The following is a 26,505-nucleotide window of genomic DNA, read 5'->3' as shown; positions in this document are numbered from 1 at the left end:
GACGATTCCGAGGGGGCGCCAGAATACGATCATCAAGGCGATGACCCGGCCCCCTCTCCATGGATCGCAACACACTGATTGATCGCCTGTTCCGCCGGCTGGAAGGCATCCCCCGGCAACGCATCTGGCTGCTCGGTGTCGGACTGAGCGTGCTGATGGTGGAATTGCTGGTCGCCCCCATCGGTTACCTGATCAAGGGCTACGTCCCCACCGACTACCTGTTCACCGGTCTGGTGACCGCCGTGGTGGTGGCGGCCGTGGTGTTGTGGCTGGCCAACCGCTATCTGCAGGAGGTGGCGCGGCAGAACCTGCGCCGGCAGTTGCGCATGCAGCATGTGATCTTCGAGACCACCCCGCTGGGCGTGCTGACCCTGAACGCCGACCTGCAGGTGACCCGCATCAACCCCGCCGCCCTTCAGCGCATGCAGACGCTGGGGCTGAGCATGCAGTCCACCCTGGCCGATTGGTGGCACCCCGACGATCTGCCCACGGTGCACGCCCACCTGCAGCAGTTGAGCGCCGCCAGCGGGCGCCTGATTCTGCAAAACCAGCGCGTCACAGGCCCCAGCGGGCGCGTGATCTGGGTCGACCTGGCGCTGAGCAGCCTGGTGCACAGCCATGGCCTTGTCGAGGGGGTGCTGCTGATCCTGACCGACGTGAGCCAACGCCATGAGGCGGAGCAGGCCATCCAGAAGCTGGCCTATTTCGACGCCCTCACCGGCCTGCCCAATCGCCGCCTGATGCAGGACCGGCTGCAACAGGCCCTGGCCAGCCGCCAGCAGGGTGAGGGGCACGCCCACGGGGCGGTCATCTTCATCGATCTGGACAACTTCAAGACCATCAACGACCGGCTGGGCCACCAGGTGGGTGACCGCTTTCTGCGCACCGTCGCCGAGGCACTGGGCCGCTGCCTGCGCCAGGGCGATACCCTGGCCCGCCTCGGGGGCGATGAGTTCGTGGTGATCCTGCCTGAACTGGACGCGAACCCCACCGTGGCTGCCCTGGACACGGCCCGGGTGGCCAAAAAGATCCTGGCGCAGTTGGAGCTGGTGCTGGGCCAGGCCTACCCGGGCTTCTCGACCAGCGCCAGCCTGGGCGTGGTGCTGTTCCGACCGGGCGGCCCGGACAGCGACGAACTGCTGCGCCGTGCCGACATCGCCATGTACCAGGCCAAGGCCGCCGGGCGCAACACTTTCCGCTTTTTTGAAGAGGCCATGCAAAACGAGGTGAACCAGCGCGCGGCACTGGAGACGGATCTGCGCCAGGCCTTGCCCGCACAACAGCTGTTTTGCCTGTACCAGCTCCAGACCCGCCAGGTCGGCCGCGTCTGCGGTGCCGAGCTGCTGCTGCGCTGGCGACACCCGCAAGCGGGCGTGCTGCTGCCCGAGCAGTTCATCGGTCTGGCCGAACAAAGTCAGCAGATCCAGGCCATTGGCCAATGGGTGCTGGAGCAGGCCTGCGCCCAACTGGCCTTATGGCAATGCCAGCCCCTGCTGCAGGACCTCAGCCTGAGCGTGAACGTGAGCCCGGTGCAGTTTGCCCAGGCTGATTTCGTGGGGCAGCTGCTGCAGACCCTGGCGCGCCACCGGGTGCCGCCCGGCCGCCTGCGCCTGGAGATCACCGAAGCCTTGATCCTGCAAGACCTGGAGAGCTGTGCGCTCAAGATGGCGCAGCTGCGTGCGCACGAGGTCCGGTTTTCGGTGGACCACTTTGGGGCAGGCCATTTCTCGGCCACAGACCTGTCGCGGCTGCCACTGGATCAGGTCAAGATCACGCGCGGCATCGTTCAGACCCTGCCCGACAACCGCCAGGGCATCGTGGTGGTGAAGACGCTGATCGACACGGCCCACAACCTGGGGCTGGAGGCCCTGGCGGTGGGGGTCGAGACCGATGCCCAGCGAGAGCAGTTGCTGGCCCTGGGCTGCAGCGCCTTCCAGGGCCACGCCCTGGGCGAACCGGTGCCGGTGGACGAGCTGGCTCAGCAGCTCATGGTCCGGCAGCTCGCCGCGGGTTGAGGTGGGGTGCCCTCAGTGTCCGACCGGGTCATCGACCTGGGCCACCATGCGTGCCGAGGCGTTGAGCCCGCCCTGCCCGTCATAGCCCCCGATGCGCTGCACAAACTCGAAGAAAAAGCGGCCCTCGAAGCGCTCGGTGTAGATGTGCAGGTAGGCGCCGTCGGCACTGGCGTCGTAAAGGATGCCGGCCTCGCGCAGGCTTTGCAACAGCGCCGGCTCGATGTCGAGCCGGGTCGGCAGGTCGTCGTAGTAGTTGGGTGACACCGGCACAAAGGCCACGCCCCGCTCGCGCAGGCGCCGCACCGTGCCGATCAGGTCGGCGCAGGCGAACGCGATGTGCTGCACGGCGGCGCCGCCCTGCTGGCGCGCGTCGCGGGCGGTGCGCGTGCGCTGGCTGTCGGACACGTTGAGCACCAGGCGCACGCTGCGCGCCGGGTTGAACACCGCCTGGTTGCGCACCAGACCGAAAGGGTCGGCGATGTTGACACTGTCGCCGGTCTCCAGGCCCAGCACGGCGCGCGAGAACAGCACCCAGGTGTCACGCTGGTCCAGCGCCAGCCCCAGGCCCAGGTGGTCGATGTGCTGCAGATCGGCCACGGCGGCCTGCTCCGACAGCGGAGCCAGTTCAAAGTCGGCCTCGAACAACCCCATCTCTCCCAGGGCCGCCGGCACAAAATAAGTCAGGTTGCCACCGGGCACCACGATGGCGGGCACGTGCATTTCGCTCGGGCCGATGGGGCCGTCATAGCGCTGCGAGCACATCGCGGTGGCGCGGTTCACCGCCGCCAGCGGGCTGCCCGTGCGCAAGCCCCAGGCGCACACCGAGGCACCATGCGCCTCAAAGCGCTGGCTGGCCACCGAGCCGGGCTGGGCGTTCACGATCAGGTTGACGCCCCCCTGGCGGTACAGGTCCACCGACTTGGAACGGTGTCGCCCCACGCGCTCGAAGCCCATCTTGCCCAGCCAAGCGCCCAGCTCAGCGGCCGAGTCCCCTTGCGCGGCAAACTCGAGGAACGAGAAGCCCTCCAGCGCCGGAGCCGCCGGGGGGCTGAACAGCTCGACCTGCAAGGAAGCGGACGCCGGGTTGGCGGGTGTCGCGGCCGCACGCTGCTTGCGCACCTCGCTCTCAAGGTACAGCAGCGAGCGCATCGCATCGACAGCGATGCGGCGGTTGGGCGTACCGCGGAAGACGTCGTTGAAGATTTCGAGCGACAGCGGGCCGCTGTAACCGGCCTCGAGCACGCGCTGCAGAAAGGACACCACCGGCAATTGCCCCTGGCCCGGGAAGTTGCGGTGATGGCGCGCCCAGTGCAGCACATCCAACTGCATCCAGGGCGCATCGGCCATCTGCAGGAAAAAAATCTTGTCGCCTGGAATGTCGGCAATGCCTGCCGGATCATCGCGCAGCGACAGGGTGTGAAAGCTGTCCAGAATCAAACCCAGGTGCGGGTGATTGGCGCGACGCACGATGTCCCAGGCCTGGCCATACAGATTCGTGACGCGGCCCCAGGCCAGGGCCTCGAAGCCCACGCGCAGGTTGCGCCGGGCCGCCCGCTCGGCCAGCTCGTACAACTGGGCGGCGGCCAGGTCCGCATCGTCGATCACGGCGGGCGAGGTGTTGGAGCAGCACAGCATCAACTGGGCGCCCATCTCCTGCATCAGGTCGAACTTGCGCTCGGCGCGGTCCAGGCTCTTGCGGAACAAGGGCTCGGGCATGGCCTCGAAATCACGGAAAGGCTGGAACAGGTCGATGCCCAGCCCCAGGTCCTGCGCCATGCGCCCCAGATCGCGGGCCGAGCCATTGAAGTGGATGAAATCGTTCTCGAACAGCTCGATGCCGTCGAAGCGGGCCGCGGCGATGGCCTCCAGCTTTTCACGCAGGGTACCGCTGAGGGAGACGGTGGCAATGGAACGGCGCATCGAAGTCAAGCCCGGAAAAATCAATTCTTGAAACAACAAGGCCTGGGGCAGCGCCCCAGGCCCTCCATCAGGCCCAGGAGCCCAAGATCAGAAGCGATGGACCACGCCCACCTGGAAGCCGCTGATGGTGCGGCCATTGACGTCCGTGCCCGCGAAGTTGGGCGACAGGCCGGCCGAGCCCGAGGGGCGGAAACCGGCATTGGTGTCGTTGCGCATGGTTTCCCACAGCGCCGACAAGGTGGTGCGCTTGGACAGGGCGTAGTACGCACCGATCGAGCCACCGTTGGCGTTCTGGCCGGCACCCGACTTGTCGCTGATGCGGCCATACAGGGCGCCCACACGCAGTTGCGGGCTGACGTTGTAGTCGGCCGAGACCTGGAACACATCAAAGGTGCGGTTCACGCTGGCGCTGGTCCAGTTGACCGCACCACCCACATTGCCCAGCACCTGGGCCGCGTTGTTGCCGTTGGCGCTGGACGCGATGTTGTTCGACTTGATGTAGACGGCGTAGACCTTGCCCTTGCCGTAGTCGTAGTTGGCGTAAAGGTTGTGATAGAACACATTGGCATTGATCGCAGCGTTCTGCGGGGCCTTGGCCTGCAGGCCGGCGTAGCCCACGCGGAACGGGCCGTTCAGGTAGTCGGCGGCCAACTGGGTGATCGGGGTGCTGACCTGCGCCGTGGTGGTGCTGGCCTGTTGCTGCGCAAAATGGCCTTCGAGTTGCAGGCCGGCCCAACGCGGCGAAATGTACGACACGTCGTTGTCGAAACGTGAGGGCACGCCGAAGTTGTTGACGATCGAGCCCAAGGTGCGCGAGGTGTAGTCGATGTAGTCGCCACGGTAGAAGATGGCGGTGTTCTGGCGGCCGATGCGCACCTCACCCAGGCTGCTGTCGGCCAGACCGACCCAGCTCTGACGGTCGAAGGCGCGGCTGGCGTCTGCAGTGGCGCCCGTCACGGCGGCAATGCCCATTTCAAGCTGGAACTTGGCCGACAGACCGCCGCCCAGGTCTTCGACCCCGCGGACGCCCAGACGGCTGCGCAGGTCCTTGCCATCTTGCAAGGTGTTCAGCTTGGCACCGCTGCTGCTGGTCATGTGGTTGAAGTATTGATCGATGCTGCCGTAGAGGGTCAGGCTGGATTGGGCCTGGGCGGCACCGGCCAGGCCGAGGGCCATGACGGCGGCGATGATGGGGTTTGTCTTCTTCACGGAGTGCTCCTGGTGACTTTGTTTTGACTTGCTTGTGCGTTTCAATCGGCGCGTTGCTCAGACTCATCACCCGTTTGCGTGCCGGGTGAACAAAACAGCGTCGGCACACAGGCCGGCGCTCTTTTGCAGGGGACCCGGGCCGCTGCCGTCAGCAGCCTGGGGGAACAGGTATCCAGGCGTCGGACTTGATCGCCCGCGGTGGCAGCCGCGAGCGAAAGACCCGTGGAACGCCGCCCCCTCGCGAAGGCACGGCGCCCCTCCCGGCACCTTGGATGGCTGAATGCTAGGCATCGCACCAGGCCAATTCAATGCAAGCCCTCGCGCCCCGTGCGCATAGCGCGCAAGTCGAGCGCCGGGCACCCGATTCAGGGGATATCCCTAGCGCCCTGCACGTCCAACAAACAACAAGCCGTGTCCGCCAAGTCCTTGCCACTCAAAGGAAAAACCCTGTGATGGCAGCCTGGCCGGACGGCCTGCGCGCTGTGCGCCCACCCGCCGTGGCGCCCGCTTGAAGCCCGGCGATCCAGCCACTATCGTGCGGGCCTCGTTCATTGAAGTGCCGGCAACGGCGCCCTTTTCGCATGCTCATCGACGGACACACCCAGGTCTTCTTCGTGCTCGGTCACCCGGTCAACCAGGTGCGCGCGCCTGAGGTCTTCAATCCCTTGTTCCAGGCCCATGGCGTGAACGCCGTGCTGCTGCCTGCCGAGGTGGCACCCGAGCGTTTCGAAGGCTTTGTGCGCGGTGCCCTGGCGGCCGCCAACGTGCCCGGCCTGTGGCTCACCATCCCGCACAAGACACCCGCACTGGCCCTGTCCCAGCACGTGGACCGGCTGGGCCGGCGCGCCGGGGCGGTGAACGCGCTGCGCCGCGAACCAGATGGCAGCCTGCGGGGGGCCCTGTTCGACGGGCTGGGCCTGTCCAAGTCGCTGGACCATTTCGGGCTGGCCCCGGAAGGCCGCCGGGTGCTGGTGCTGGGGCTGGGCGGCGCGGGCACCGCCGTGGCCACCTCGCTGGCCGAACGCCGCCTGGGCGAGCTGGCCCTGTGGGACCGCGACCCAGCCCACACACAGCGGATCGCTGCGCGCCTGGCCGAAGGCGCGGCCAGCCCGGTGCACGCCATGGCCACACCCGATGCCAGTGGCTTCGATCTGGTGGTGCACTGCACCTCGCTCGGCTTGAACCGCGACGATCCGCTGCCCTTTGACGTGGCGGCCCTGGCGCCGGATGCAGCGGTGGTCGACATCCTGATGAAGCCCCATGCCACGCCCTTGCAGCAGGCCTGTGAAAAGCGCGGCATCACCGTGCATCCCGGCTTCGAGATGCTGACCCAGCAGGTACCCGAGTACCTGCGCTTCTTTGGCTTCGAAGCCATGGCCGATGCGCTGACGGCCGACCTGGGCCCGGTGCGCCAGGCCTTGCAACGCGTGGCCTGACTCAGGCCAGCAGGTCGTCAAGGCGCTCGATGAAGTGCACCTGCTGCACCAGGGTGTCGGGCAGGCCGGCGCGGGGGTGCAGCGAGCAGGCCCGCATGCCGGCGGCCAGGGCGGCTTGCAGGCCGGGCAGACTGTCTTCAACCACGGCGCAGCGTTGCGGCGTGACGCCCAGGGCCTGCGCCGCATGCAGGAACAGGCCCGGCTCGGGTTTGAAGCTGCCCACCTCGTAGGCGCAGTAGACATGGGGGCCAAAGGGCTCGCGCAGACCGGTCAGGCCCAGGGACAGTTCGACTTTCTCACGCGGCCCGTTGGTGGCCACGGCGATCGGCAGGCCCTGTGCGCACAGGGTGCTCAGCAACGCCTGCGCACCCGGCATGGCCTGCAGGCCCTGGTGAAAGCGGATGTCGGTCTGGCGCCGCACCCGGGCGATGAAATCGGCCTCGAATCCGGCAGGTCGGCCTGGGCGCTGGGCCGCGATCCAGGCCACGCACTCGGTCATGCGCACACCACGAAAACGCAGCCGCGCCTGCGTCAGGGTCAGGTTGAGGCCCGCTTCAAGCGCCAGTGCATGCAGCACTTCGAGGCCCGGCTCCTCGCTGTCGACCAGGGTGCCGTCGCAGTCAAAGATCAACGCGTCGATGCCCTGCAGCACGAGGGCGCTCACACCAGATCCCGCAGCACGTTGGCCACCTCGGTCAGGCGCGGCAGAAAGCGCTGCACCATCTCGTCGTGGGTATAGGGCTGGGCCGGCATGGTCGAACCGATGGCACCCCGGCATTCGCCCTTGCGGTCTTTCACCGGCAGGGCAATGCCGCGCAAGCCCAGGGTGAGCAGCCCTTCGCTGGTCCAGTAGCCCTGGTGGCGGGCGGCGGCCACGGTCTGCAGAAACTGCGGCGCATTGGCCGCGCTGTTCTGGGTGAAGGCGTTGAACTCGTGCACCTCGGCCCAGGCCTCCAGGGCCGGCACCGGGAAGGTGGAGAGCATCGCAATGCCCGGCGTCACCAGGTGGGCCGGCACCCGTGCACTGACCGCAAAGCCGATGGATTCCATGCGGTTGCTGGCGCTGCGCGCCACGTACACCACCTCGTGGCCGTCGAGCACGCTGAAGTTGAAGGTCTCGCCGCAGTCGGCCGACAGGCGCTGCAAGAAGGGTTGCACCAGGCGCGGCAGGCGCGCCGAATCGAGGTAGCTCTGGCCCAGGCGCAGGATGCGCGGCATCAGCCAGAAGCGCTTGCCGTCGGTGTCGGCATAACCGAAGTGCACCAGGCTGAGCAGGTAGCGGCGCGCGGCGGTGCGGGTGATGCCCGAGCGCGCGGCCACCTCGGACGAACTCAGGCGCGGATGCGCGTCGTCGAAGGCTTCGATGACGCGCAAGCCCCGGCCCAGGCTGTCGATGATGTCGCTGGAATCAGCGTTGTCTTTGGAAGCGGCGGGCGCAGTGGACATGGCGGTACGGCATTCAGGTTTGACGGGGCGGCACCCACTGGAGTGCCGCCATGGGCTGCATCATGCCTCAAGCGCAACCCCATTAGGCTCATGGAAATGGGCCTGCGCCATCGTGCGCAGGTCGCTGGCGATCAAGGGGCGGAAGGCCATCTGATCGATCACGTCGCGCTGCAGGTCGATGCCCGGCGCCAACTCGAACAGCTCCAGCCCTTGGGGCGTGAGCCTGAAGCTGGCGCGCTCGGTGAGGTAAAGCACCTGCTGGCCCCGCACCAGGCTTTGCGGCCCGCTGAAGGTGATCTGATCGACCTGGCGCACCAGCTTGCGCACCTGGCCCTGCTGCAGCACACGCATCTGGCCGTCGCCGGTCTGCAGCTTCACGCCCTTGGCGGCAAAGGTGCCGCAAAACACCACCTTGCGGGCGTTCTGGGCGATGTCGATGAAGCCACCAGGCCCCACGGTCAGGCCCCCCAGGCGCGACACATTGACATTGCCCTGGGCATCGAGCTCGCCCAGACCCAGGAAGGCGATGTCCAGCCCGCCCCCGGCATAGAAGTCGAACTGCGTGGCAGCATCGAGCATGGCGCTGGCATTGCGGGCGTAGCCGAACAGCACGCCATCGAGCAGCGTGCCGCCATAGGTGCCGTGCTCGATGGTCTGGTACAGGCGGTGCTGCTCGCCCCGCGCTGCGATCAGCTTGGCCACGGCATCGGGCACGCCCACCCCGAAATTGACCACCGGGCACGGCTTGCCGGTGTTGAACAGCTCTTCGGCCGCCCGCCGGGCCACGGCCTGACGCTCGCCAAAGGCCTGGGTGGCGGCCAGTCGCTCGGCCTCCCGGTCGGCCTGTTCGCTGGCATGGCGGGCTTCGCCCGTCAATTCGCCGCTCAGGGCCGGATCGAAGGGGATGTCGTAGCTGGCGCGCTGCCCGGGGTCGACCACGATGGCGTCCACCCAGGCGGCCGGGATGCGCACCTCGCGCGCCTTGAGGGCGCCGCGGGGCAGCCGCTCCCTGACCTGTACGATCACCCGGCCGCCGCTGTTGCGCGCAGCCAGCGCCAGCGACTGGGCATCGAGGTTGGCGGCCTCATGCTCGAAGCTGATGTTGCCGTCCTCGTCGGCCGCACTGGCCCGCACCAGCGCGATGTGGATGGGAAAGGGCTTGTAGCGCAGGAACTCGCGGCCATCGAGTTGCAGCACCTCGGCCAGGTCGTCGCATGCGCGCTCGTTCATGCGGCCGCCGCCCTGGCGCGGGTCGCACACCGTGCCCAGCCCCACATGGGTCAGCAGGCCCGGGCGGCCGGCACCGATCTCGCGCATCAACTGGCTGGACACCCCACCGGGCAGGATGTAGGCCTCGATCTTGTTGTCCAGCGCCAGTTGCTGCATGGCCGGCGACCAGACCCAATGGCCGCCGATGACGCGGCGCACCAGGCCCTCGTGGGCAAAGCAGTTCATGCCCTTGCTCTTCTTGTCGCCAATGCCCAGGGCATGCACCACGCTGAGGTCGCGCGGTGCGCCACTGGCCAGGAAGCGGGCCTGCACCGCCTCGAACAGGCAGGTGGCCTCCATCAGGCCACCACCGCCGCCCATGAGGCCCACGGTGTCACCGTCACGGATCAGCGCCGCGGCCTGGGCCGGGCTCATGAACTTGGATGGCTTGTGTTCGCTCATGTCGGGCCTCAACGGTGCAGGTCGAACAGGGTGGCGCCCTTCTTGAGCACGCTGCGCGCAATCACCGTGCGGTGGATCTCGCTGGTGCCGTCGAAGATGCGGTAGATGCGGGCGTCGCGGTAGTAGCGCTCGATCGGCAGCTCCTTGCAGAAGCCCATGCCGCCAAACACCTGCACGGCGCGGTCGACCACGCGGCCCAGGGTTTCGGCGGCATGCACCTTGACCTGGGCGATACTTTCGCGGGCATCCTGGCCCTGGTCGAGTTGCCACGCCGCGTGCAACACCATCCAGCGCGCGGCGTTGATCTCGATCACGCTGTCGGCCAGCATCTGCTGGACCATCTGAAAGTCGCCGATGGGCTGGCCGAACTGCTGGCGCTGCGTGGCGTAGTCGACCACTTTTTCGAGCACATGGCTGGCCTTGCCCACGGCACGGGCGCCGACCTGGGCCAGGCGAACCACGTTGAGCGCCCCCATGGCCAGTTTGAAGCCCTGGCCCTGCTCACCGAGCAAGGCCACGGGTTCGAGCGGCACATTGTCGAAGAACAGCTCGACGTGGGGCGTGCCGCGCAGGCCCATCATCTTCTGGTCCTTGCCCACGGTGAAGCCGGGCAGGCCCTTGTCCACCATGAACATCGAGATTTCGCGCTCGCCCGTCTTGGCCGAGACGAGAAAGAAGTCGCTCCACTCGCCATCGCTGATGAAGTGCTTGCTGCCATTGAGCACCCAGCCGCTGTCGGTGCGGCGGGCATGGGTGCGGATGCCCTGGGCGTCCGAGCCGGCGCCGGGCTCGGTGATGGCAATCGCGCAGGTGCGTTCACCCCGCACCGTGGGGCGCAGCCAACGCTCCACCTGCTCGCCCTGGCACTTGAGCAAGGGCTCGTAGATGTTGCCGAAGGCACGGCGGATCAGGATGTCGCTGGTGTGGCCGAACTGCTCCTCGCACAGGATGCGGTCCACCACGCCCAGGCCACCGCCGCCATGTTCAGCCGGGATGTTGAGGCCGTACAGGCCCAGGGCCTTGGCTTTCTCGTGCACGGCACGGGCCTTGTCGGGGGCCAGAAAGCCCTGCTGCTCGATCTCGTCTTCGAGGGGCTGCAGTTCTTCGGCGATGAATCGACGCACGGTGTCGATCATCATTTTCTGTTCGTCATTGAGGGCGAAGTCCATGGGGTTCTTTCAGATTCGGGAAACGGCAGGCCCCCACGCGACGACACAGCGACGACGTGGCAGGGCCTGGATGGCGAGCACAAGACAGCGCCAACTCAGGCGCTGCTGTACCAACGGGCTCCGAAAAAGAAAGGCAGGCGCGACAGCGCCTCGCCGCACGACACCCAGGTGGCGCAGGCCGACGCCAGCCCGGCCATCAGCCGGCAGGGCATGGGGAACATCGTGGGCGCAGACATGGGTGATCGTGGCATGAATTCAATTTCTGGAATCTTATTCCATTTTTGAAGATCATTCCAATATCAACCCCTTCAGGTCATCGGATCAGTGGGTGAAGGTGTGCAGGGCGTTCGGACCGGAGCGCAATTCATCGACCAGAAACGAGAGGCCATGGCGCAGCTTGGGCGACTGCTGGGCCCGGGCGGCCGTGACAGCCCACACGTCGGCGTTCTGGCGATACTCCGGCAACACACGCACCAGGCTGCCGTTGCGCAAAGGCTCGTCCACATCCCAGCTCGACAGCAGCACGATGCCCTTGCCGGCCAGGGCCAGGTGGTTGACCACATCGCTGTGGTTGGAGCCCAGGGTGCCGGTGACCTTGACGGTTTCGGGCCCGCGCGGCCCCTCCAGCCGCCACACGCCAAAGCTCTGGTGCCGCTCGCGGAACAGCAGGCAATCGTGCTGCACCAGATCGGCCAGTTGACGCGGGGCCCCGCGCCGGGCCAGGTAGGTGGGCGCCGCGCACAGCACGCGCACGCTGGGCAGGATGAGGTGGGCGATCAGGTGCGGTTCGGTCACCTCACCCATGCGGATGTCGATGTCAAAGCCCTCCTCCAGCAGGTCGATGCGGCGGTCCACCAGCTCCAGCCACACCTCCAGCGCGGGGTGCTGGTCGGACAGCCTGGCCAGGATGGGCGACAGGTGATTGCGCCCCAGCCGCAGGCTGGTGGCAATGCGCAGCGTGCCGGTCAGCGCATCCCCGCTCGCAGGCCCCTGGGCATGCCACTCGTTGGCGGCCTCCAGCACCCGCCTGGCCCAGGCATAGGCGGCTTCGCCCGCTTCGCTGATCAAGACCCGCCTCGTGGTGCGGTGAAAAAGCGTCACCCCCAAGGCCCGCTCCAGGCCCGCGATGCGCTTGGTCACATAGGCCGGCGAAATGCCCAGCTCGGTCGCGGCCCCCACAAAGCTGCCGCGCCGGGCCACGAGGCAGAACACCTGCAGGTCCACCAGGTCCCAGGCTTGATTCATTTATTCACCATCAGGAAATTGTGAATGGAATTTCAAGCACATTGTGAATGGATCAAGCGGTTTTATCGTGGCAGGGCCGGCGCAACAAGACCCTTCCAGAATTTGAGACACGCATGACCCACTCCCTTCGCATCGCCGTGGCCGGCGCTGGCACCATCGGCCAGGCCCACATGGCCGCCCTGCAACAGACCCCGGGCGCGCGCCTGAGCGCCGTGGTCGACCCCTCCCCTGCCGCGCAGGCCCTGGCCGCGGCGGCGGGCTTGCCCTGCTACCCCAGCCTGGACGAACTGCTGCGCCACGACCGCCCCGACGGCATCGTGCTGGCCACCCCCAACACCTTGCACGTGCCGCAGGCCCTGCAATGCCTGGCGGCCGGCCTGCCGGTGCTGCTGGAAAAGCCGATCGCCCCCACCGTGGCCGAAGCCCTGACCCTGGTCGAGCGTGTGGACGCCACGGCGGGGCGGGTGTTGATCGGCCACCACCGGGCCCACAGCCCCATCATGGCCAAGGCCCGCGAGGTGGTGCAGGCCGGCACCCTGGGCCGCCTGGTGGCGGTGATGGGCAGCGCCACTTTTTTCAAGCCGGCGCGCTACTTTGACGAAGGGCCCTGGCGACGCGAGCCCGGCGGCGGCCCGATCCTGCTCAACCTGATCCACGAGGTGCACAACCTGCGCCTGCTGTGTGGCGAGGTGATGGCGGTGCAGGCCCTGGCATCGAACGCGGTGCGCCGCCACGCCGTCGAAGACACCGTGAGCATCAACCTGCGCTTTGCCAATGGCGTGCTGGGCAGCTTCATGCTGTCCGACACCGCGGCCTGTGCGCGCAGCTGGGAGCAGACCTCGCAGGAAAACAAGGCCTATCCAAGTTACGATGACGAGGACTGTTACGTCATCACCGGCACCCAGGGCAGCCTGTCGGTTCCGACGATGCGGCTCAAAACCTACCCCCGCAGCGGCGAGTCCTCCTGGTGGAAGCCTTTCGAGGTGGGCGTGGTGGGTCTGGTGCGCGACGATCCGATCATGCAGCAGATGGCGCATTTCGGGGCCGTGGTGCGTGGCGAAGCGCCCCCGCTGGTGAGCGCACGCGACGGCCTGGCCAACCTGCGCGTGACCGAAGCCATCGCCCGCGCGGCGGCCAATGGCGAGACGGTCGAACTCCTTTGAAGCCCCCTGATCACCACCCGATTCAAGCAACACAGAAAGACAAGCGATGAAGATCCTCATGCTGCACGGCATCAACCACAACATGTTCGGCAAGCGCGACCCCAAGCAGTACGGCACCATCACGCTCGAACAGATCGATGGCCAACTGCAAGACCTGGGCCGCGAGCTTGGTGCCGAAGTGGTGAGCTTCCAGACCAACCACGAAGGCGCGATGTGCGAGCGCATCCACCAGGCCTACGAGGAAGGCATGGACGCCGTGCTGATCAACGCCGGTGCCTGGACCCACTACAGCTACGGCATCCGCGACGCACTGGCCATCCTGACCGTGCCGGTGGTCGAGTTGCACATGTCCAATATCCATGCGCGCGAGGCCTTCCGCCACGTCTCGGTGTTTGCCGAGATCGTGAAGGGCCAGATCTGCGGCTTTGGCGTGGACAGCTACTTGCTGGCCTTGCGCGCCGCCGTGTCAGCCGTACAACAAGCCCAAACCTGATCCCATTGATTTTTTCTCAGCGCCCGCCGGCCGAAGCCCGCGGGCGCTGAGCCGTTTTCAGCCTCCCACATGCTCGACATCCTGGCCATCACCGGCCCCATCTACATCGCCATCGCCCTGGGCTTTCTGACCACGCGCGCCGGCCTGTTCAGCAAGCCCGACATGCGCCTGTTCGGCAAGTTCGTGGTCAACCTGGCCTTGCCGGCCATGCTGTTCAATGCGCTGGCCAAGCGCCCGATCGGCGAGATCCTGAACACCGGCTACCTGGTGGCCTACCTGGTGGGCTCATTGGCGACGATGGGGCTGGGCTATGCCGCCTGGCGCCGGCTGGGTCGACACCCCGCCTTGCAAAGCACCTGCTACGCCATGGGCATGTCGTGCTCGAACAGTGGCTTTGTGGGCTTTCCGATCCTGGTGCTGACGCTGGCGCCCGTGGCCGGTGTGGCCCTGGCCCTGAACATGGTGGTGGAGAACGCCTTGATGATCCCGCTGCTGCTGGCCATGGCCGAGCGCGCGCGCGGCCACGCCACGGGCTGGCGGCACATGCTGATGGACACCAGCCGGCGCCTGATCACCAACCCGATGGTGATCGGCCTGCTGCTGGGCTTTGCGGTCTCGCTGTCGGGCCTGCACCTGCCGACTGCCCTGGAACGCAGCGTGGGCCTGTTTGCCCAGGCCAGCAGCGCCTTGTCGCTGTTCGTGATCGGCGGCACCCTGACCGGGCTGTCGTTTGGCCGCCTGCTGCGCCGGGTGGCCCCCATCGTGGCGGGCAAGCTGCTGCTGCATCCGCTGGCCGTGCTGGCAGCCGTGTCCGCCCTGCCCCTGATCGGCCTGGCCCCATTGGCGCCCCAGCTCAAACTGGCCGCCGTGCTCAGCGCCGCCATGCCCATGATGGGCATCTACACCATCCTGGCCCAAGCCTACGGCGAAGAAGACACCGCCGCCGCATCCCTGCTGGCCGGTACCGTGGTCTCGTTCTTCACTGTCAGCGGCTTGTTGATGGCGTTGCACACGGTGTGAGGCCGACGAACTGCCTGATCCAAAGATCAGGCTGCCCGCCCTCAATCATTCAGGCATCCCCGAATGGGCACTGCCATGAACACACGCAACATCAACGTCAAAGGGACCGCCGTCACGATCACCTCAAGGCATCAGCAAGACTACATTTCGCTGACCGACATGGTGAAGGGCTTCGAGGGGGGCAGCGCCCTGATTGAACAACGGCTCAAAAACAAGGACACCGTCTTGTTTCTGGGTGTTTGGGAACAGCTCAACAACCCAGGTTTTAATTCCCCCGAATTCGAGGGAATTAAAAATGAGTCCGGTCGAAACAGCTTTTTCCTATCTGCCAAGAAATGGATCACCAGCGCGGGCGCCATCGGGCTACACGCACGCGCCGGACGCTATGGTGGCACCTGCGCTCACAAAGACATTGCTTTCGAATTCGGCTCCTGGCTCAGCCCTGAATTCAAGCTCTACCTCATCAAGGAATTCCAACGCCTCAAAGACGAGGAAGCCCGCAGCCAATCACAGGCCTGGAACGTGCAGCGGACGCTGGCCAAGGTCAACGACAAGATCCACACCGATGCCATCCAGGCCCACCTGATGCCACCGCGCATCACGCCGGAGCAGGCACGCACCCTCTACGCCAGCGAAGCCGACCTGCTCAACATGGCCCTGTTTGGCCTCACGGCAGCCCAGTGGCGTCAGGGCCATGCCAAGAGCGGCGACAACCTGCGGGACACTGCCACCCTGGAGCAGTTGGTGGTGCTCTCCAACCTGGAGAGCATCAACGCGGTGTTCATACATCAGGGCCTGGGTTCGGAGCAGCGCCTGGCCCAGCTGAACGCCATCGCCATCACCCAGATGCGTTCGCTGCTGGGACTGGCCGATTTGCGGGCCCTGCAGGGGCCGCCCCCGGCCTGATCAGTACTGGATCTGCGCCACGGCGCGCAGTTGCTCCGGGGTGGCACTGCCGAAGCCGAAGAACTCCAGGTAGGCCGGGATCATCTCGAACAGCATGTCGGTGCCCAATTGCACCGGGCAGCCCTTGGCCAGCGCGGCTTGCAGCAGCGGGGTGTAGGCCTGCTTCATGACCACTTCGCCCACAAAGGTGCCGGGGGCGATGCGGTCCACATCAAAGGGCAGCGGGTCGCCTTCCTTCATGCCCAGGGGCGTGGCATTGACGATCAGCTCGAAACCGGCCGGGTCGTTCGAGCCCGTGCTCACCTTGAGCGCGGGGTAGTGGGCTCGCAGGCGGCCGGCCAGGGCCTCGCAAGCGGCGGTGTTGAAATCGAACAAAGCCATCTCCGCCACGCCAGCCGCTGCCAGCGAGGCGGCAATGGCCGAGCCGACGCCGCCGCAGCCGGACACCAGCACGCGCCGGCCGGTCAGGGCAAAGCCCTTGCGTTCCACGCCGCGCACAAAGCCGGCGCCGTCGAACTGGTCGCCCAGCAGGCTGCCGTCGGGCCGCAACAGGATGGCGTTGCAGGCGCCCGCGATGCGGGCCGTGGGGGTGGCCTCATCCACCAGGTCCAACGTGACGACCTTGTGCGGCATGGTGATCAGGGCCCCGTGCAGATTGGTGAAGCGCCGCAGCACCTGCAGCGTGGCACGGTAGTCGTCAGCCCTCACGCCCATGGGCACCACCACCGCGTCGATGCCTTGCTGCTCGAACCAGGGGTTGTAGATCATGGGGGCCTTGAAGCTCTCGGTGGGGTAGCCGATGTGGGCAATGAGTCGGGTTTTTCCGCTGATGGGCATGTCAGTTCCAGGGGGCAAAAGGGTTCGAAGGGGATCGAGATCAGGGCTAGGCTCAGAGGCCTTCAAGTGCCACGGTGCGTTCTTCGCGCGCACTCAGGGCCAGCGCTTCGAGCGTGGCCATGTTGTCCAGGCTGCTTTGCCGCGCACGCTCGAACAGCGCCCGGTCGCCATGGGCCAGCGCCTGGGCAAAGGTTTCGGCGGCAAAGCGAAAGCCGCTGCCTGTGGGACAAGAAATCTCTTCAAACGGCAGGCTGTTGGCCACGCCGCGGCGCAGGCGCAACTGGCTGGGCAGGTAGCCCCAGGGGTTGTCGCCCGGGGCCTCAGCGGTGTGGTTGAGGTATTCGGTCTCAAGCGTGCCCAAACTGCCCATCACGGTGGCGCGGCGGTGGTTGGCCGTGTCCATGGCACAGGAGAGCTGAGCGCGGCGGCCATCGGCGTAGTACAGGGTGGCGCTGGTGCTGATGTCGACGCCGCTGTCGCTCCAACTGGCATCGGCCCGCACGCGCTGGGGCGCACAGCCCATCACCGAGCGGATCAGGCTGAGGGCGTAGCTGCCGGCGTCCAGCAGTGCGCCGCCGCCCAGCTCGGGCTGCAGGCGGATGTTGCCCGTGCCCTGGGCCACAGTGAAGCCAAAGCAGGCCTGCACGCTGCGCACCTCGCCCAGCCCCCCCTGGCTCAACAAGCCCAACAGGGCCTGGTTCTGCGGCTGAAAGGCATAGGGGTAGGCCTCCAGCAGTTGCACGCCGTGCCGTTCGGCTGCATCGAACATGCGGCGCGCCTGGGCCACGCCCAATGACAGGGGCTTCTCGCACAGCACGTGCTTGCCAGCCTCAGCGGCGCGAACAGCCCATTCGGCATGCAGGCTGTTGGGCAGGGGCAGGTAGATGGCATCCACCGTGCCGTCGGCCAGCAGGGCCTCGTAGCTGCCATGGGCCCGAGCGATGCCGAGTGCCCCGGCAAAGGCCACCGCCGTCTCCAGCCGGCGGCTGGCCACCGCCACCACCTGCACGGCCGCGCAGGAGGCGGTGTCGCGCACAAACTGGCGGGCAATGTGGGCGCAGCCCAGGATGCCCAGGCGCAGGGTTGACGGTTCAGAGGAGAGGGGGTGGGTCATGGCGGGGCTCCGGTGAAAGGGCCGCCGGGCCAGAAGCCGGCAGCCGGGATCCATGAAAAAAGGCCCGCCCTGGGCGGGCCCTGGGGCCAGCGCCCCCTGCCGTGGCAGGGGGTGTGGCGGACATCAGCGCTTGGCCGTGGCCAGGGCCTGTGCGCGGGCCTTGTCGTAGTCCGCGGTGGACACCGGGCTTGCGTCGGGCTTGCCCAGGTCCTTGGTCTGCAAGCGGTAGGTTTCGCGGGCCGACCAGGCCGCCAGCGAGGCGATCACGGTGATGCCCAGGGCGATGGCGCCCACGGTGGTCGGGATGTCGGCGGCGCCGGGCGGGGCAACGGCAGCAAACAGGGCCGGCAGCAGGGCCGTGATCATGGTGCCCACGTTCTGCGAAATGGCCATGGCCGTGACCCGGGTGCGGGCTGGGAACAGCTCGGGGTAGAAGCTGGGGAACACGGCGTTGTAGCCTTGGTACACCACGCCCCACATCAGCAGCGACATCACCACGGCCAGGGGCACGTTCTTGGTGCTGATGGCATACAGGTACACAAAGGACAGCAGACCGGCACCGATGGCGCCCACGATGATCGGCGGGCGACGGCCGATGCGGTCGGACAGGTTGCCGACAAAGGGGATCACCAGCACCGCCACGATGTTGCCCAGCACCGGAATCCACAGGTACACGCTCTTGTCAAAGCCGACGCCATAGCCCGGCTGCACCGCGTAGGCGGCACCGAACACGGTGGTGACCACGGGGATCACATTCATCAGGGCCATGCAGACCACGCGCAGCATGTTGGGGCCACTTTCGGCAAAGGCCTGCACCACCGGGGCACGGGGCACGACACCTTGCTTGGACTCTTCGGCAAACACCGGGGTTTCCTCGACTTCGCGACGGATGTAGTAGCCCACGATGATCACCACAAAGCTCAGCAGGAAAGGCACTCGCCAGCCCCAGCTGTTGAATTGCTCGCTGGGCAGGTAATAGGCCAGGGGCAGGAAGATGGCCGCCGCCAGGATCTGGCCGGCCTGCACGCCTTGCAGGGTGAAGCTGGCGTAGTAGCCACGACGCCCCATGGGGGCGTGCTCCAGGATCATCGAGCTGGCGCCCGAGATCTCACCGGCCACGGCAAAACCTTGCACCAGGCGCATCAGCACCAGCAGTGCCGGGGCCCACAGGCCGACCTGGTCGTAAGTGGGCAGCAGACCCACGGCCATGGTCGACAGGCCCATCAGGAACATGCACAGCACCAGCACCTGCTTGCGGCCATGGGTGTCGCCCCAATGGCCCAGAAAGAAGGCACCGATCGGACGCGCCACGTAGCCCACGCCATAGGTGGCCAGCGACGCCACGATGGCCACGGTCGGGTTGCCCGAGGGGAAAAAGATCTGCGGGAAGATCAGCGAAGCGGCGGTGGCGTAGATGAAGAAGTCGTAATACTCCAGCACCGAGCCGATCCAGCCGCTGGCGGTCGCTTTCTTGGTTTGTTGCAAGCCGTGCGCAGCGGCTTTTTGATCAGACATGGATGTCTCCAATCGTCGGTTGTGTTGTCGAATGCCGTCCAGAGGCACAGCGTGCTCACACGGCTGCGCCCCGGACACATCGAGGCGGCCGGCAAGCCGCTTCGGGGTGGAGGCGAATGTAGGTGGCGAGGCTTTGAAATGCCAGTGCCTACCCCCATAACGCGTGCGATGATCGAACGCTGCTGTGCGCCAATGAATCACAATAGGGGTTTCACCCGAGGTCACCCTGATGAGTCAGCCCCCCGCCATCGACCGCCAGCACCTGATCGAAGGCCTGGGAAAAGGCCTGCGCGTGCTGGAATCGTTCTCGGACGAACACCCACGCCTGACCGCCACCGAGGCGGGTGAACTGGCCGGCCTGACCCGAACCGCCGCACGCCGCTACCTGCTGAGCCTGGTCCACTTTGGCTACGCCGACACCGACGGCAAGCACTACTGGCTGCGCCCGCGGGTGCTGCGCATCGGGCAGACCTACCTCGAGTCCGCCCGCCTGCCCCGGCTGGTGATGCCTTTTCTGCAGCGCCTGTCGATGCAGACCGGCGAGACCGGCAACCTCAGCGTGCTGGACGGCCACGACGTGGTGTACCTGGCCCGCAGCAACTCGCCGCGCGTGCTGTCGATCGGCTTTCACACCGGGGCCCGCATCCCCGCGCACTGTGTGTCGCCCGGACCGGTGCTGCTCAGCAGCCTGGAGCCCCCGGCGCTGGCGCATTGGCTGCAAGAACACGATTTCAGCCGCTTCACGGCCAACACCATCACCTCGCAGCAGACCTTCGAAGCCTCGGTGACGCTGGCCCGCCAGCAGGGTTATGCCGCCACCGACCAGTTCATCAATCTGGGCATCTGCGGCCTGTCGGTGCCCCTGGTCAACCGCAAAGGCAGCAGTGTGGGGGCCCTGAGCCTGACCTTCCAGCGCGAGGCCTACCCCGCGGACACGTCGTTGCACAAGCTGCTGCCTGGACTCAAGGAGATTGCCGAAATCTTGCGCGGCCTGGTCTGAGTCGGCGCTCGACAAGCCTCTCGCCCGGAAAATTCTGGGCGACTATCGCGCAGTTCGCGCGCCAGCCGATGGATCTGGGCGCCAGGCCCGACTTTCGTCGCAGTCCTTGGCAGCATTGGCGGCATACTCGCCTCATCGCCCTGCCAACGGCCGTATCAGGCCCCTGGACGGGCTGTTGCGAACCGAAGAGGACCGAATGACCCCACTTGGCACCGACCGCGAAGCCGTGCCCGACATGCCCAATCGCCTCGGGCTGAACGGCATCGAATTCATCGAATACGCCACCACACGCCCCCAGGCCCTGGGCCATGTGCTGGAGACCATGGGCTTCAAGCCGATCGCGCGCCACCGCTCGCGTGAGGTCATGCTGTACCGCCAGGGCAGCATGAACCTGATCGTCAATGCCCACAGCGAGGACGCCCGCGTCAGCGCCCTGCTGGACGAAAAGCCCGTCATTTCGGCGGTGGCCTTCCGCGTCAAGGATGCCTTGCGGGCCCACACCCGCTGCGTGGAACTGGGGGCCTGGCCGGTGCCCAGCCATGCCCAGGCGATGGAGCTGCACATCCCCGCCATCCACGGGCCCGGCGGCAGTCGCATCTACCTGGTGGACCGATGGACCGAGTTCTCGATCTATGACATCGACTTCAAGCCCATCCCGGGTGTGGACCAGCACCCGCCGGCCCTGGCCGGCCTGGACTACTTTGGCCTGGTGCAATACGTGGACCCGGGTCGCAGCGAGGACTGGATCCGCTATTACGAGACCATGTTCGACTTCAGCACCGTGCCCGAAGACGAGCGCTACGGCATCCTGCCCAAGGGCAAGGTTCTGAAGAGCCCCTGCGGCCAGTTCATGTGGCAGTTGATCGAACCCGACCCCTGGATGGAAAGCGACCGCGCCCCCGAGAACCTTGAACGCATCGGCCTGGGCACCCCCGATGTGGGCCAGGCCGTGACCCTGCTGAAAAGCCGAGGGGTCGAATTCATCGAAACCAGCAGCCTGCACCCCGAAGACCGCGGCGCGCTGACCCGGCGCGAACTGGGCTCGGTGTCTTTCGAGCTGGTGCACCGTACAAGCGAGTGACAGAGGCCGCCATGACGATGTTTGAAAGCTACAGCCTGGACAGCCGCACCCTGGCCGGCCCGCTGGAGGCCCGGCTGACGGCCATCCGCCAGGCCGGCTTTGCCAAGGTGATGCTGGACGCCCGCGACGTGGTCAGCCACCCCGGTGGCGTGGCCGGGGCCGTGGCCGCCCTGCGGGCCAGCGGCCTGCGCCCGGCCGGCCTGCAGACCCTGCACGACTTTGAAGGCCTGAGCGGGCCGCTGCACCAGTACAAGGTCGAAGTGGCCAAGGGCATGCTGCAGACCTGCGCCCAGGTGGGGGCCCCGCGGCTGCTGGTCAGCGCCAGTACCCTGCCCCAGGCCAGCACCGACCTGGCCCGACTCGCCGCCGACCTGCACAAGCTGGCCATGCTGGCCGTGCCACTGGGGCTGCAGGTGGCCTACAAAGCCCTGTCCTGGGGCCAGAGCGTGCGTGGCTTCCTGGATGCCTGGGATGTGGTGAGCGATGCCAACTGCAGCAACCTGGGCCTGTGCCTGGACGCCTTCCACATGTTTGCCAACAGCGACTCGCTGGACGACCTGATCGAACTGGAGCCCGAGCGCATCTTCCAGGTACAGCTGTCCGATGTCATCGGTGCGCTGCCCGAGCCCGCCGCCCCCGACCCCTCGGCCCGCAGCCTGCGCGTGTTCCCCGGCCAGGGCGCCCACAGCGAGCAACTGGCCAACCTGGTGCTGCGCCTGGCCCGCCTGGGCTACACCGGCGACTACAGCCTGGACGTGAGCAACGACGACTACGCCCAACTCCCCGCCCAACACGTGGCCGCCCAGGCCCGCCAAAGCGCCAGTTGGCTCAACGACGACGTGCTGCACCGCGCCGCCCCCCTACCCCACTGGACCCGAACCACCACGGGTGCGCGCTGAAGCGCTGCGCGCCCGCCGTCGGATCAGACCCAGGAATCCGAAGCGCTCGTACGGGCCCACGACGCCCGATAGCACCGCGGTCTTAACGTTCAGAAGGCTGCGGAGCAAGCCATGCCAGCAGACACCGCGGAGCTGGCTTTGCCAGGCCGCGGGTGTCGCCCCTTGGGGGCTGAACCCTGCGGCTCCAGGCCTGCCTGCGCAGGGCTGGACAGGGTGAAGAGCGTCCGCGTCTCGCGGCCGCACGTAGGCGCCGAAGGCGACTCAGGGGGGGTCACAACACTTGTTGCAACTGCATCGCCACGTCGGTGACCCGCGGCAGCAGACGCGCCACCATGGCCTCGCGGCTCTGGTGCATGGTCATGGTGGCGCCCACCGCGCCCACGCATTCACCGCGCCGCGTCTTGATCGGCACGGCAAAGCCGCGCAAGCCCGAGCTGAGCTGCTGCTCGGCCACCCAGTAGCCCAGCTCGCGCGCGGCGTCCACATCGCGGCGGAACACCTCGGCATGGGTGGGCGTGTTGGCGGTGAAGGTGCTGAACTCGTGCTCGGCCACCCAGGCCTCCATGGCGGCCGGCTCCCAGGCCGACAGGATGGCCGGCCCCGGCGTGACCACGTGGGCCGGCACGCGGGCCCCGACCGGAAACCCGATCGTCACCATGCGGTTGCTCTGGCTGCGCGCCAGGTAAACCACCTCGTGCCCGTCGAGCACACTGAAATTGAAGTTCTCGCCGCACTCGGCCGCCAGCCGCTGGATGAAGGGCAGCACCAGCCGGGGCAGGCGCGCCGCGCTGAGGTAGCTCTGCCCCAGCATCAGCACCCGGGGTGACAGCCAGAAGCGCTTGCCATCGGTCGCGGCATAGCCGAAATGCACCAGGCTCAGCAGGTAGCGCCGCGCCGCCGTGCGCGAAATGTCGGCCCGGATGGCGGTTTCAGAAGCCGTGAGCCGGGCATGCTCGTCGTCAAAGGCCTCAATGACCCGCAGCCCCTTGCCCAGGCCGTCGATGATGTTCTTGCGCGCAACTTCCATCACCGATTCTGTGCCGGGCGTCTCGGGCCTGGCCCTTGGTGATATCCCTCAAAACACCCGGCTGGCGCCCAAATTGCGCGCATGTCGCGCACCCCCCCCACCAGGAACCGTCACTCCAATGCAGAACGGCTGGCCGCCAAAGCCGCACGCGCCCAGGCGGTCTGGCCCAGGCGCGCCACCCGCACCTGGTGCGGCACCTCGACACTGATGGGCAGCTCGGCCGGCAGGGCGGCAAACATGCCGGCCAGGTCGATCACGCCTTCGCCGGGTAGCTGGCGCTCGCAACGGGCCGTGTGGATCATCTGGGGCACCGTGAGATCGGGCCCGCCAGGGGCGTCGCAGATCTGGGCGTAATGCAGCAGCTCGCGTGGCAGGGCGCGCAGGTCGTCCAGCGTGGTGCCGGAGCGCCCCACATGGATCGCGTCGACCAGAATGCCCGCCGCCTGGGGGGTGCCGGCGGCCTGCACCACGCGCAGCGCGGCGCGGGCATCGGGCACCGCGGTCCAGGGCATGAACTCCAGATCGCAACTCAAACCATAGGGCGCCGCCAGCTCGCACAGGCGGGCATAGCCCTCGACCAGCCGCGCCTCGTTCGTGTCGTCGCCAGCCACCAGCAAGGCCTTGGCCTTCAGCGCCGCCCCCGCTTCAAGCAAGGGGCGGTAAGTCAGGGCATCAAAGCCCTCACCGATGCGGATGATCTCCAGATCGAACACGCCCACGCCGGTGTCGCGTTGGGCCGCCAGCGTCTCGCGCTGCTGCTGAGGATCGTCCAGCCAGGTCTGGAAGGGCCCGCCGGGGCCGTTGGGCAACAGGCGCAGGCCCACGTGGGCATAGCCCAGCTCCGCGGCCAGCCGCAGCATGGCGGCCGGGGTGAGTGAGCCCGCCGTCAGGTAGGCCAGAGAGTAGGTCCGCATGGTGTTGACCTCATTTCAAGGGCGACACCGCCGTGGGCAGGGCGATGGTCGAGAGCATCTGCGTGCTCAGGTGCGCCGGGCCCCCCTTGGGCGGCCAGATGCCCTGGGCCACCGCATCGGCGCGGGCCTGGCTGCGGGCATCCAGCGTGGGGTAGGCCCAGATGTTGGTGAAGCGCAGTGGACCGTCGAGCGCCACCATGGCCACCACGCAGGGCGACAGGGCCTCGCGCGCGGGCACATGCTGCGCCCACAGGTCGATGGTGGGCTGCACGCCACCGGGCTTGATGCCATAGGTGCGAATCTCATACACCGGCCCCACGATGCCCGACTCGGCGCTGGGGCGCACTGGCTTCATCCAGGGGAAGCCGCGAAAGCTCTCCAGGCTCAGGCTCTGGTACAGATCACCGCAGCCGAAGGGGCTGGCGCTGTTTTGCGTGCGCTGGCGCTCGGCTTCGAGCGTGGTCAGATCGGCAAAGCCGCGCAGCACGATCATGCGGTTGAGTTCACCGATGTCGGTGGTCCAGCAGGCCAGCAGTTCGCCCTGCGCTTCAGGCGCGTTGGCAAACGCCTGCACCTGGGTGGCCGCCTGGCCGGCGGTGCCGAAGGGAAGAGTCAGGGTAGCGAGTTCGTAGTACATGGACAGACCAGTGGAGTGTGAATCAAGGAAAAACGCCCGCGGGCTGCGCGCCCTCAGGTCGGCAGGGCCACGCCCGCCGCATGGTGGGCCGCGATGAAACCGAAGGTCATGGCCGGCCCCAGGGTGATGCCGCCACTGGGGTAGCAACCGCCCATGAGGCTGTTCATGTCATTGCCAGCGGCGTACAGGCCGGGAATGGGCAGACCCTGGGCATCGAGCGCCTGGGCATGGGCGTTGGCACGCAGGCCGGCGAACGTGCCCAGGCTGCCGGGCAGCACCCGCACCGCGTAGAACGGGCCGTGCTGCAGCGGCGCCATGCAGGGGTTGGCGGTGCCGGCAGCCGCATCACCCTGGATGCGGTTATAGGGGCTCTCGCCCTTGGCAAAGTCGGTGTCGCGCCCTTGTAGTGCGGCGGCGTTGTAGTGCTGCACCGTGGCCTGCAAGCCCGCCGGATCGATGCCGCAGGCCCGGGCCAGTTCGGCCAGGGTGTGACCGCGCAGCAGGTAGCTGCGACGCAGCCAGGGGCCCAACGGCATGGGCGCGGGCTTGACCGCCCCCAGACCGTAGCGACGGATGAAGCGGTGGTCACACACGAGCCAGGCTTGCACCGTTTGGCCTGCTGGCGTGGCGGCCAGCAGCGCACTCATGAAGTCGTGGTACGAGTCGGCCTCGTTGACAAAGCGCCGGCCCGCCGCCGTGACCGCGATCAGGCCGGGCTTGGCCCGTTCGATGAGGTGCGGAAAATGCGCCACCGAGCCATCGGCGCGTGGCACCAGGGACACCGGGGCCAGTGCCGCGGCACTGCGCAGGTCACGCGCCACCACGGCGCCGGCCGATTCACCCAGGCGCAAACCATCGCCCGTGTTGCCACGCGAGGCGGCCGACCAGTGCTCGCGTCCGCTGGGGGCATGCGGCAGCAATTCGCGCTTGCGCGCCTCGTCGTGTGGAAAGCCACCACAGGCCAGCACCACGCCACAGCGGGCGCGCAGGGTTTGGTTGCCGTCGGGGCCAGCGGTCTGCACCCCAGCCACGCGCCCGCCCTCGATCAGCAGGCGCCTGACCGGGGTGTCGACCCGGATCGTCACGCCGGCCTCGATGGCCGAGGCCGCCAGCGCGCCCACCAGGGCATTGCCATTGACCAGTCGCATGCTGCGCCCATGCAGCAGGCCATCGCGCCAGTAGCGCAACACCAACCCGGTCACATGCCAGAACGAGCGCGGGCTGCGCAGTGCATTCAGAAAATGCCGCAGCTCAGCCCCCGAGGCAATGCCCATGCCCCAGAGCGTGGTCTCGGCCAGCGGAGGCTTGAGGCGGTCGATGTGGCGGCCCAGGCGGCGGGCATCAAAAGGGGCTGCACAAACCGAGCGCCCGCCCAGCGCGGCCGCCGGACTGAGGCCATGGAAGTCGGGTATGCCGTTGCCATCGATGAACTGCAGCGCGGTCTGGCGCCGGAAGAACTCGACCATGCGCGGCCCCTGGTTCAGGAAGGCGCTCACGCGCGGGGCATCAAACTGTTCGCCCAACTCGTGGCGCAGGTAGGCCTCGGGCAGGGCCGGGTCTTCGTCGATGCCGGCGGCGCGCGCCAGCGGGTTGCGCGGGATCCACATCCAGCCGCCCGACCAGGCGGTGGTGCCACCGTACTGGGGGTCTTTCTCCAGCACCAGCACTTTCAGGCCCAGGTGCGCCGCAGCCACGGCGGTGGCCAGCCCTCCGGCCCCTGAACCCACCACCAGCAAATCGACATCGGCGTTGGAAGAGGAGCTGGCGGGGTTCATGCAGGCGTGGTGG

At 67.3% G+C, this 26,505-nt stretch carries 24 protein-coding genes; 9 read left to right on the top strand and 15 right to left on the bottom strand.

What is annotated here, in order from left to right:
• Positions 1-59 precede the first annotated feature (59 nt).
• Positions 60-2,015 (top strand): putative bifunctional diguanylate cyclase/phosphodiesterase, encoded by a 1,956-nt coding sequence (locus tag AC07PT_RS12770; RefSeq protein WP_494656873.1) that lies wholly within the window; start codon positions 60-62, stop codon positions 2,013-2,015.
• A gap of 12 nt (positions 2,016-2,027) precedes the next feature.
• On the opposite strand, the gene AC07PT_RS12765 is transcribed toward AC07PT_RS12770, so the two are convergent.
• Together AC07PT_RS12765 and AC07PT_RS12760 are read right to left on the bottom strand one after the other, a co-directional pair.
• A complete protein-coding gene (locus AC07PT_RS12765) occupies positions 2,028-3,935 on the bottom strand; it encodes a bifunctional sugar phosphate isomerase/epimerase/4-hydroxyphenylpyruvate dioxygenase family protein (protein ID WP_494656872.1) in 1,908 nt (635 codons plus the stop codon).
• Positions 3,936-4,022: 87 nt separating this feature from the next.
• The gene (locus tag AC07PT_RS12760; protein ID WP_492348438.1) at positions 4,023-5,111 is read right to left on the bottom strand and encodes a porin; all 1,089 of its coding nucleotides are present in this window, start codon (positions 5,109-5,111) and stop codon (positions 4,023-4,025) included.
• A 614-nt stretch (positions 5,112-5,725) separates the two neighbouring features.
• Here AC07PT_RS12760 and AC07PT_RS12755 point away from each other — a divergent pair.
• On the top strand, positions 5,726-6,580 hold the full coding sequence (locus AC07PT_RS12755; protein ID WP_494656871.1) for a shikimate dehydrogenase family protein: 855 nt from the start codon (positions 5,726-5,728) through the stop codon (positions 6,578-6,580).
• Position 6,581: 1 nt separating this feature from the next.
• Here the strand turns inward: AC07PT_RS12755 and AC07PT_RS12750 are convergent, their stop codons facing one another.
• The 6 genes from AC07PT_RS12750 to AC07PT_RS12725 form a co-directional block, all read right to left on the bottom strand.
• Positions 6,582-7,244 (bottom strand): HAD family hydrolase, encoded by a 663-nt coding sequence (locus tag AC07PT_RS12750; RefSeq protein WP_494656870.1) that lies wholly within the window; start codon positions 7,242-7,244, stop codon positions 6,582-6,584.
• Positions 7,241-8,026, bottom strand: a complete 786-nt coding sequence (locus AC07PT_RS12745; RefSeq protein WP_492348401.1) for an IclR family transcriptional regulator domain-containing protein — start codon at positions 8,024-8,026, stop codon at positions 7,241-7,243. The genes AC07PT_RS12750 and AC07PT_RS12745 overlap by 4 nt, the downstream gene beginning before the upstream one ends.
• A 60-nt stretch (positions 8,027-8,086) precedes the next feature.
• Positions 8,087-9,697: an acyl CoA:acetate/3-ketoacid CoA transferase gene (locus AC07PT_RS12740; RefSeq protein ID WP_494656869.1), complete on the bottom strand. Its 1,611-nt coding sequence runs from the start codon at positions 9,695-9,697 to the stop codon at positions 8,087-8,089.
• Between the two features lie 8 nt (positions 9,698-9,705).
• A complete protein-coding gene (locus tag AC07PT_RS12735) occupies positions 9,706-10,866 on the bottom strand; it encodes an acyl-CoA dehydrogenase family protein (protein WP_494656868.1) in 1,161 nt (386 codons plus the stop codon).
• A gap of 95 nt (positions 10,867-10,961) precedes the next feature.
• Positions 10,962-11,102, bottom strand: coding sequence for a hypothetical protein (locus AC07PT_RS12730; protein ID WP_494656867.1), 141 nt, complete (start codon positions 11,100-11,102; stop codon positions 10,962-10,964).
• An 85-nt stretch (positions 11,103-11,187) separates the two neighbouring features.
• The gene (locus AC07PT_RS12725; protein WP_494656866.1) at positions 11,188-12,111 is read right to left on the bottom strand and encodes a LysR family transcriptional regulator; all 924 of its coding nucleotides are present in this window, start codon (positions 12,109-12,111) and stop codon (positions 11,188-11,190) included.
• A 113-nt stretch (positions 12,112-12,224) separates the two neighbouring features.
• Between AC07PT_RS12725 and AC07PT_RS12720 the strand changes: the two genes are divergently transcribed.
• The 4 genes from AC07PT_RS12720 (at position 12,225) to AC07PT_RS12705 (ending at position 15,693) form a co-directional block, all read left to right on the top strand.
• Complete coding sequence (locus tag AC07PT_RS12720) at positions 12,225-13,274, top strand: Gfo/Idh/MocA family protein (RefSeq protein ID WP_494656865.1); 1,050 nt, start codon at positions 12,225-12,227, stop codon at positions 13,272-13,274.
• 46 nt (positions 13,275-13,320) lie between these two features.
• Positions 13,321-13,767, top strand: coding sequence for a type II 3-dehydroquinate dehydratase (gene aroQ / locus AC07PT_RS12715; protein ID WP_492348395.1), 447 nt, complete (start codon positions 13,321-13,323; stop codon positions 13,765-13,767).
• Between the two features lie 69 nt (positions 13,768-13,836).
• Positions 13,837-14,787, top strand: a complete 951-nt coding sequence (locus AC07PT_RS12710) for an AEC family transporter (RefSeq protein ID WP_494656864.1) — start codon at positions 13,837-13,839, stop codon at positions 14,785-14,787.
• A gap of 75 nt (positions 14,788-14,862) precedes the next feature.
• Positions 14,863-15,693: a KilA-N domain-containing protein gene (locus tag AC07PT_RS12705; protein ID WP_492348393.1), complete on the top strand. Its 831-nt coding sequence runs from the start codon at positions 14,863-14,865 to the stop codon at positions 15,691-15,693.
• On the opposite strand, the gene AC07PT_RS12700 is transcribed toward AC07PT_RS12705, so the two are convergent.
• From AC07PT_RS12700 to AC07PT_RS12690, 3 genes are all read right to left on the bottom strand, one after another.
• Positions 15,694-16,530, bottom strand: a complete 837-nt coding sequence (locus tag AC07PT_RS12700) for a shikimate dehydrogenase family protein (protein WP_492348392.1) — start codon at positions 16,528-16,530, stop codon at positions 15,694-15,696.
• Between the two features lie 52 nt (positions 16,531-16,582).
• Complete coding sequence (locus AC07PT_RS12695; protein ID WP_494656863.1) at positions 16,583-17,644, bottom strand: Gfo/Idh/MocA family protein; 1,062 nt, start codon at positions 17,642-17,644, stop codon at positions 16,583-16,585.
• Between the two features lie 123 nt (positions 17,645-17,767).
• The gene (locus tag AC07PT_RS12690; protein WP_492348390.1) at positions 17,768-19,159 is read right to left on the bottom strand and encodes an MFS transporter; all 1,392 of its coding nucleotides are present in this window, start codon (positions 19,157-19,159) and stop codon (positions 17,768-17,770) included.
• A 229-nt stretch (positions 19,160-19,388) separates the two neighbouring features.
• On the opposite strand from AC07PT_RS12690, the gene AC07PT_RS12685 reads away from it, so the two are divergent.
• The 3 genes from AC07PT_RS12685 (at position 19,389) to AC07PT_RS12675 (ending at position 22,139) form a co-directional block, all read left to right on the top strand.
• A complete protein-coding gene (locus AC07PT_RS12685; RefSeq protein WP_492348389.1) occupies positions 19,389-20,159 on the top strand; it encodes an IclR family transcriptional regulator domain-containing protein in 771 nt (256 codons plus the stop codon).
• Positions 20,160-20,355: 196 nt separating this feature from the next.
• Positions 20,356-21,240 carry a 4-hydroxyphenylpyruvate dioxygenase gene (locus AC07PT_RS12680; RefSeq protein ID WP_494656862.1) on the top strand — a complete coding sequence of 295 codons (885 nt, stop codon included), beginning with the start codon at positions 20,356-20,358 and terminating at the stop codon, positions 21,238-21,240.
• Between the two features lie 11 nt (positions 21,241-21,251).
• A complete protein-coding gene (locus tag AC07PT_RS12675) occupies positions 21,252-22,139 on the top strand; it encodes a sugar phosphate isomerase/epimerase family protein (protein ID WP_494656861.1) in 888 nt (295 codons plus the stop codon).
• 271 nt (positions 22,140-22,410) lie between these two features.
• Here the strand turns inward: AC07PT_RS12675 and AC07PT_RS12670 are convergent, their stop codons facing one another.
• From AC07PT_RS12670 to AC07PT_RS12655, 4 genes are all read right to left on the bottom strand, one after another.
• Positions 22,411-23,166, bottom strand: a complete 756-nt coding sequence (locus AC07PT_RS12670; RefSeq protein ID WP_492348386.1) for an IclR family transcriptional regulator domain-containing protein — start codon at positions 23,164-23,166, stop codon at positions 22,411-22,413.
• Between the two features lie 110 nt (positions 23,167-23,276).
• Entirely contained in the window at positions 23,277-24,080 is an 804-nt protein-coding gene (locus AC07PT_RS12665) for a sugar phosphate isomerase/epimerase family protein (RefSeq protein ID WP_494656860.1), read from the bottom strand.
• Positions 24,081-24,090: 10 nt separating this feature from the next.
• The gene (locus AC07PT_RS12660) at positions 24,091-24,717 is read right to left on the bottom strand and encodes an NIPSNAP family protein (RefSeq protein ID WP_494656859.1); all 627 of its coding nucleotides are present in this window, start codon (positions 24,715-24,717) and stop codon (positions 24,091-24,093) included.
• 53 nt (positions 24,718-24,770) lie between these two features.
• A complete protein-coding gene (locus tag AC07PT_RS12655) occupies positions 24,771-26,492 on the bottom strand; it encodes an FAD-dependent oxidoreductase (RefSeq protein ID WP_494656858.1) in 1,722 nt (573 codons plus the stop codon).
• Positions 26,493-26,505 lie beyond the last annotated feature (13 nt).

The sequence above is a fragment of the Curvibacter sp. GW821-FHT09D12 genome (assembly GCF_059416245.1).
Note: the sequence above shows the minus strand (reverse complement) of the source record. Positions and strands in the feature narration are given on the sequence as shown.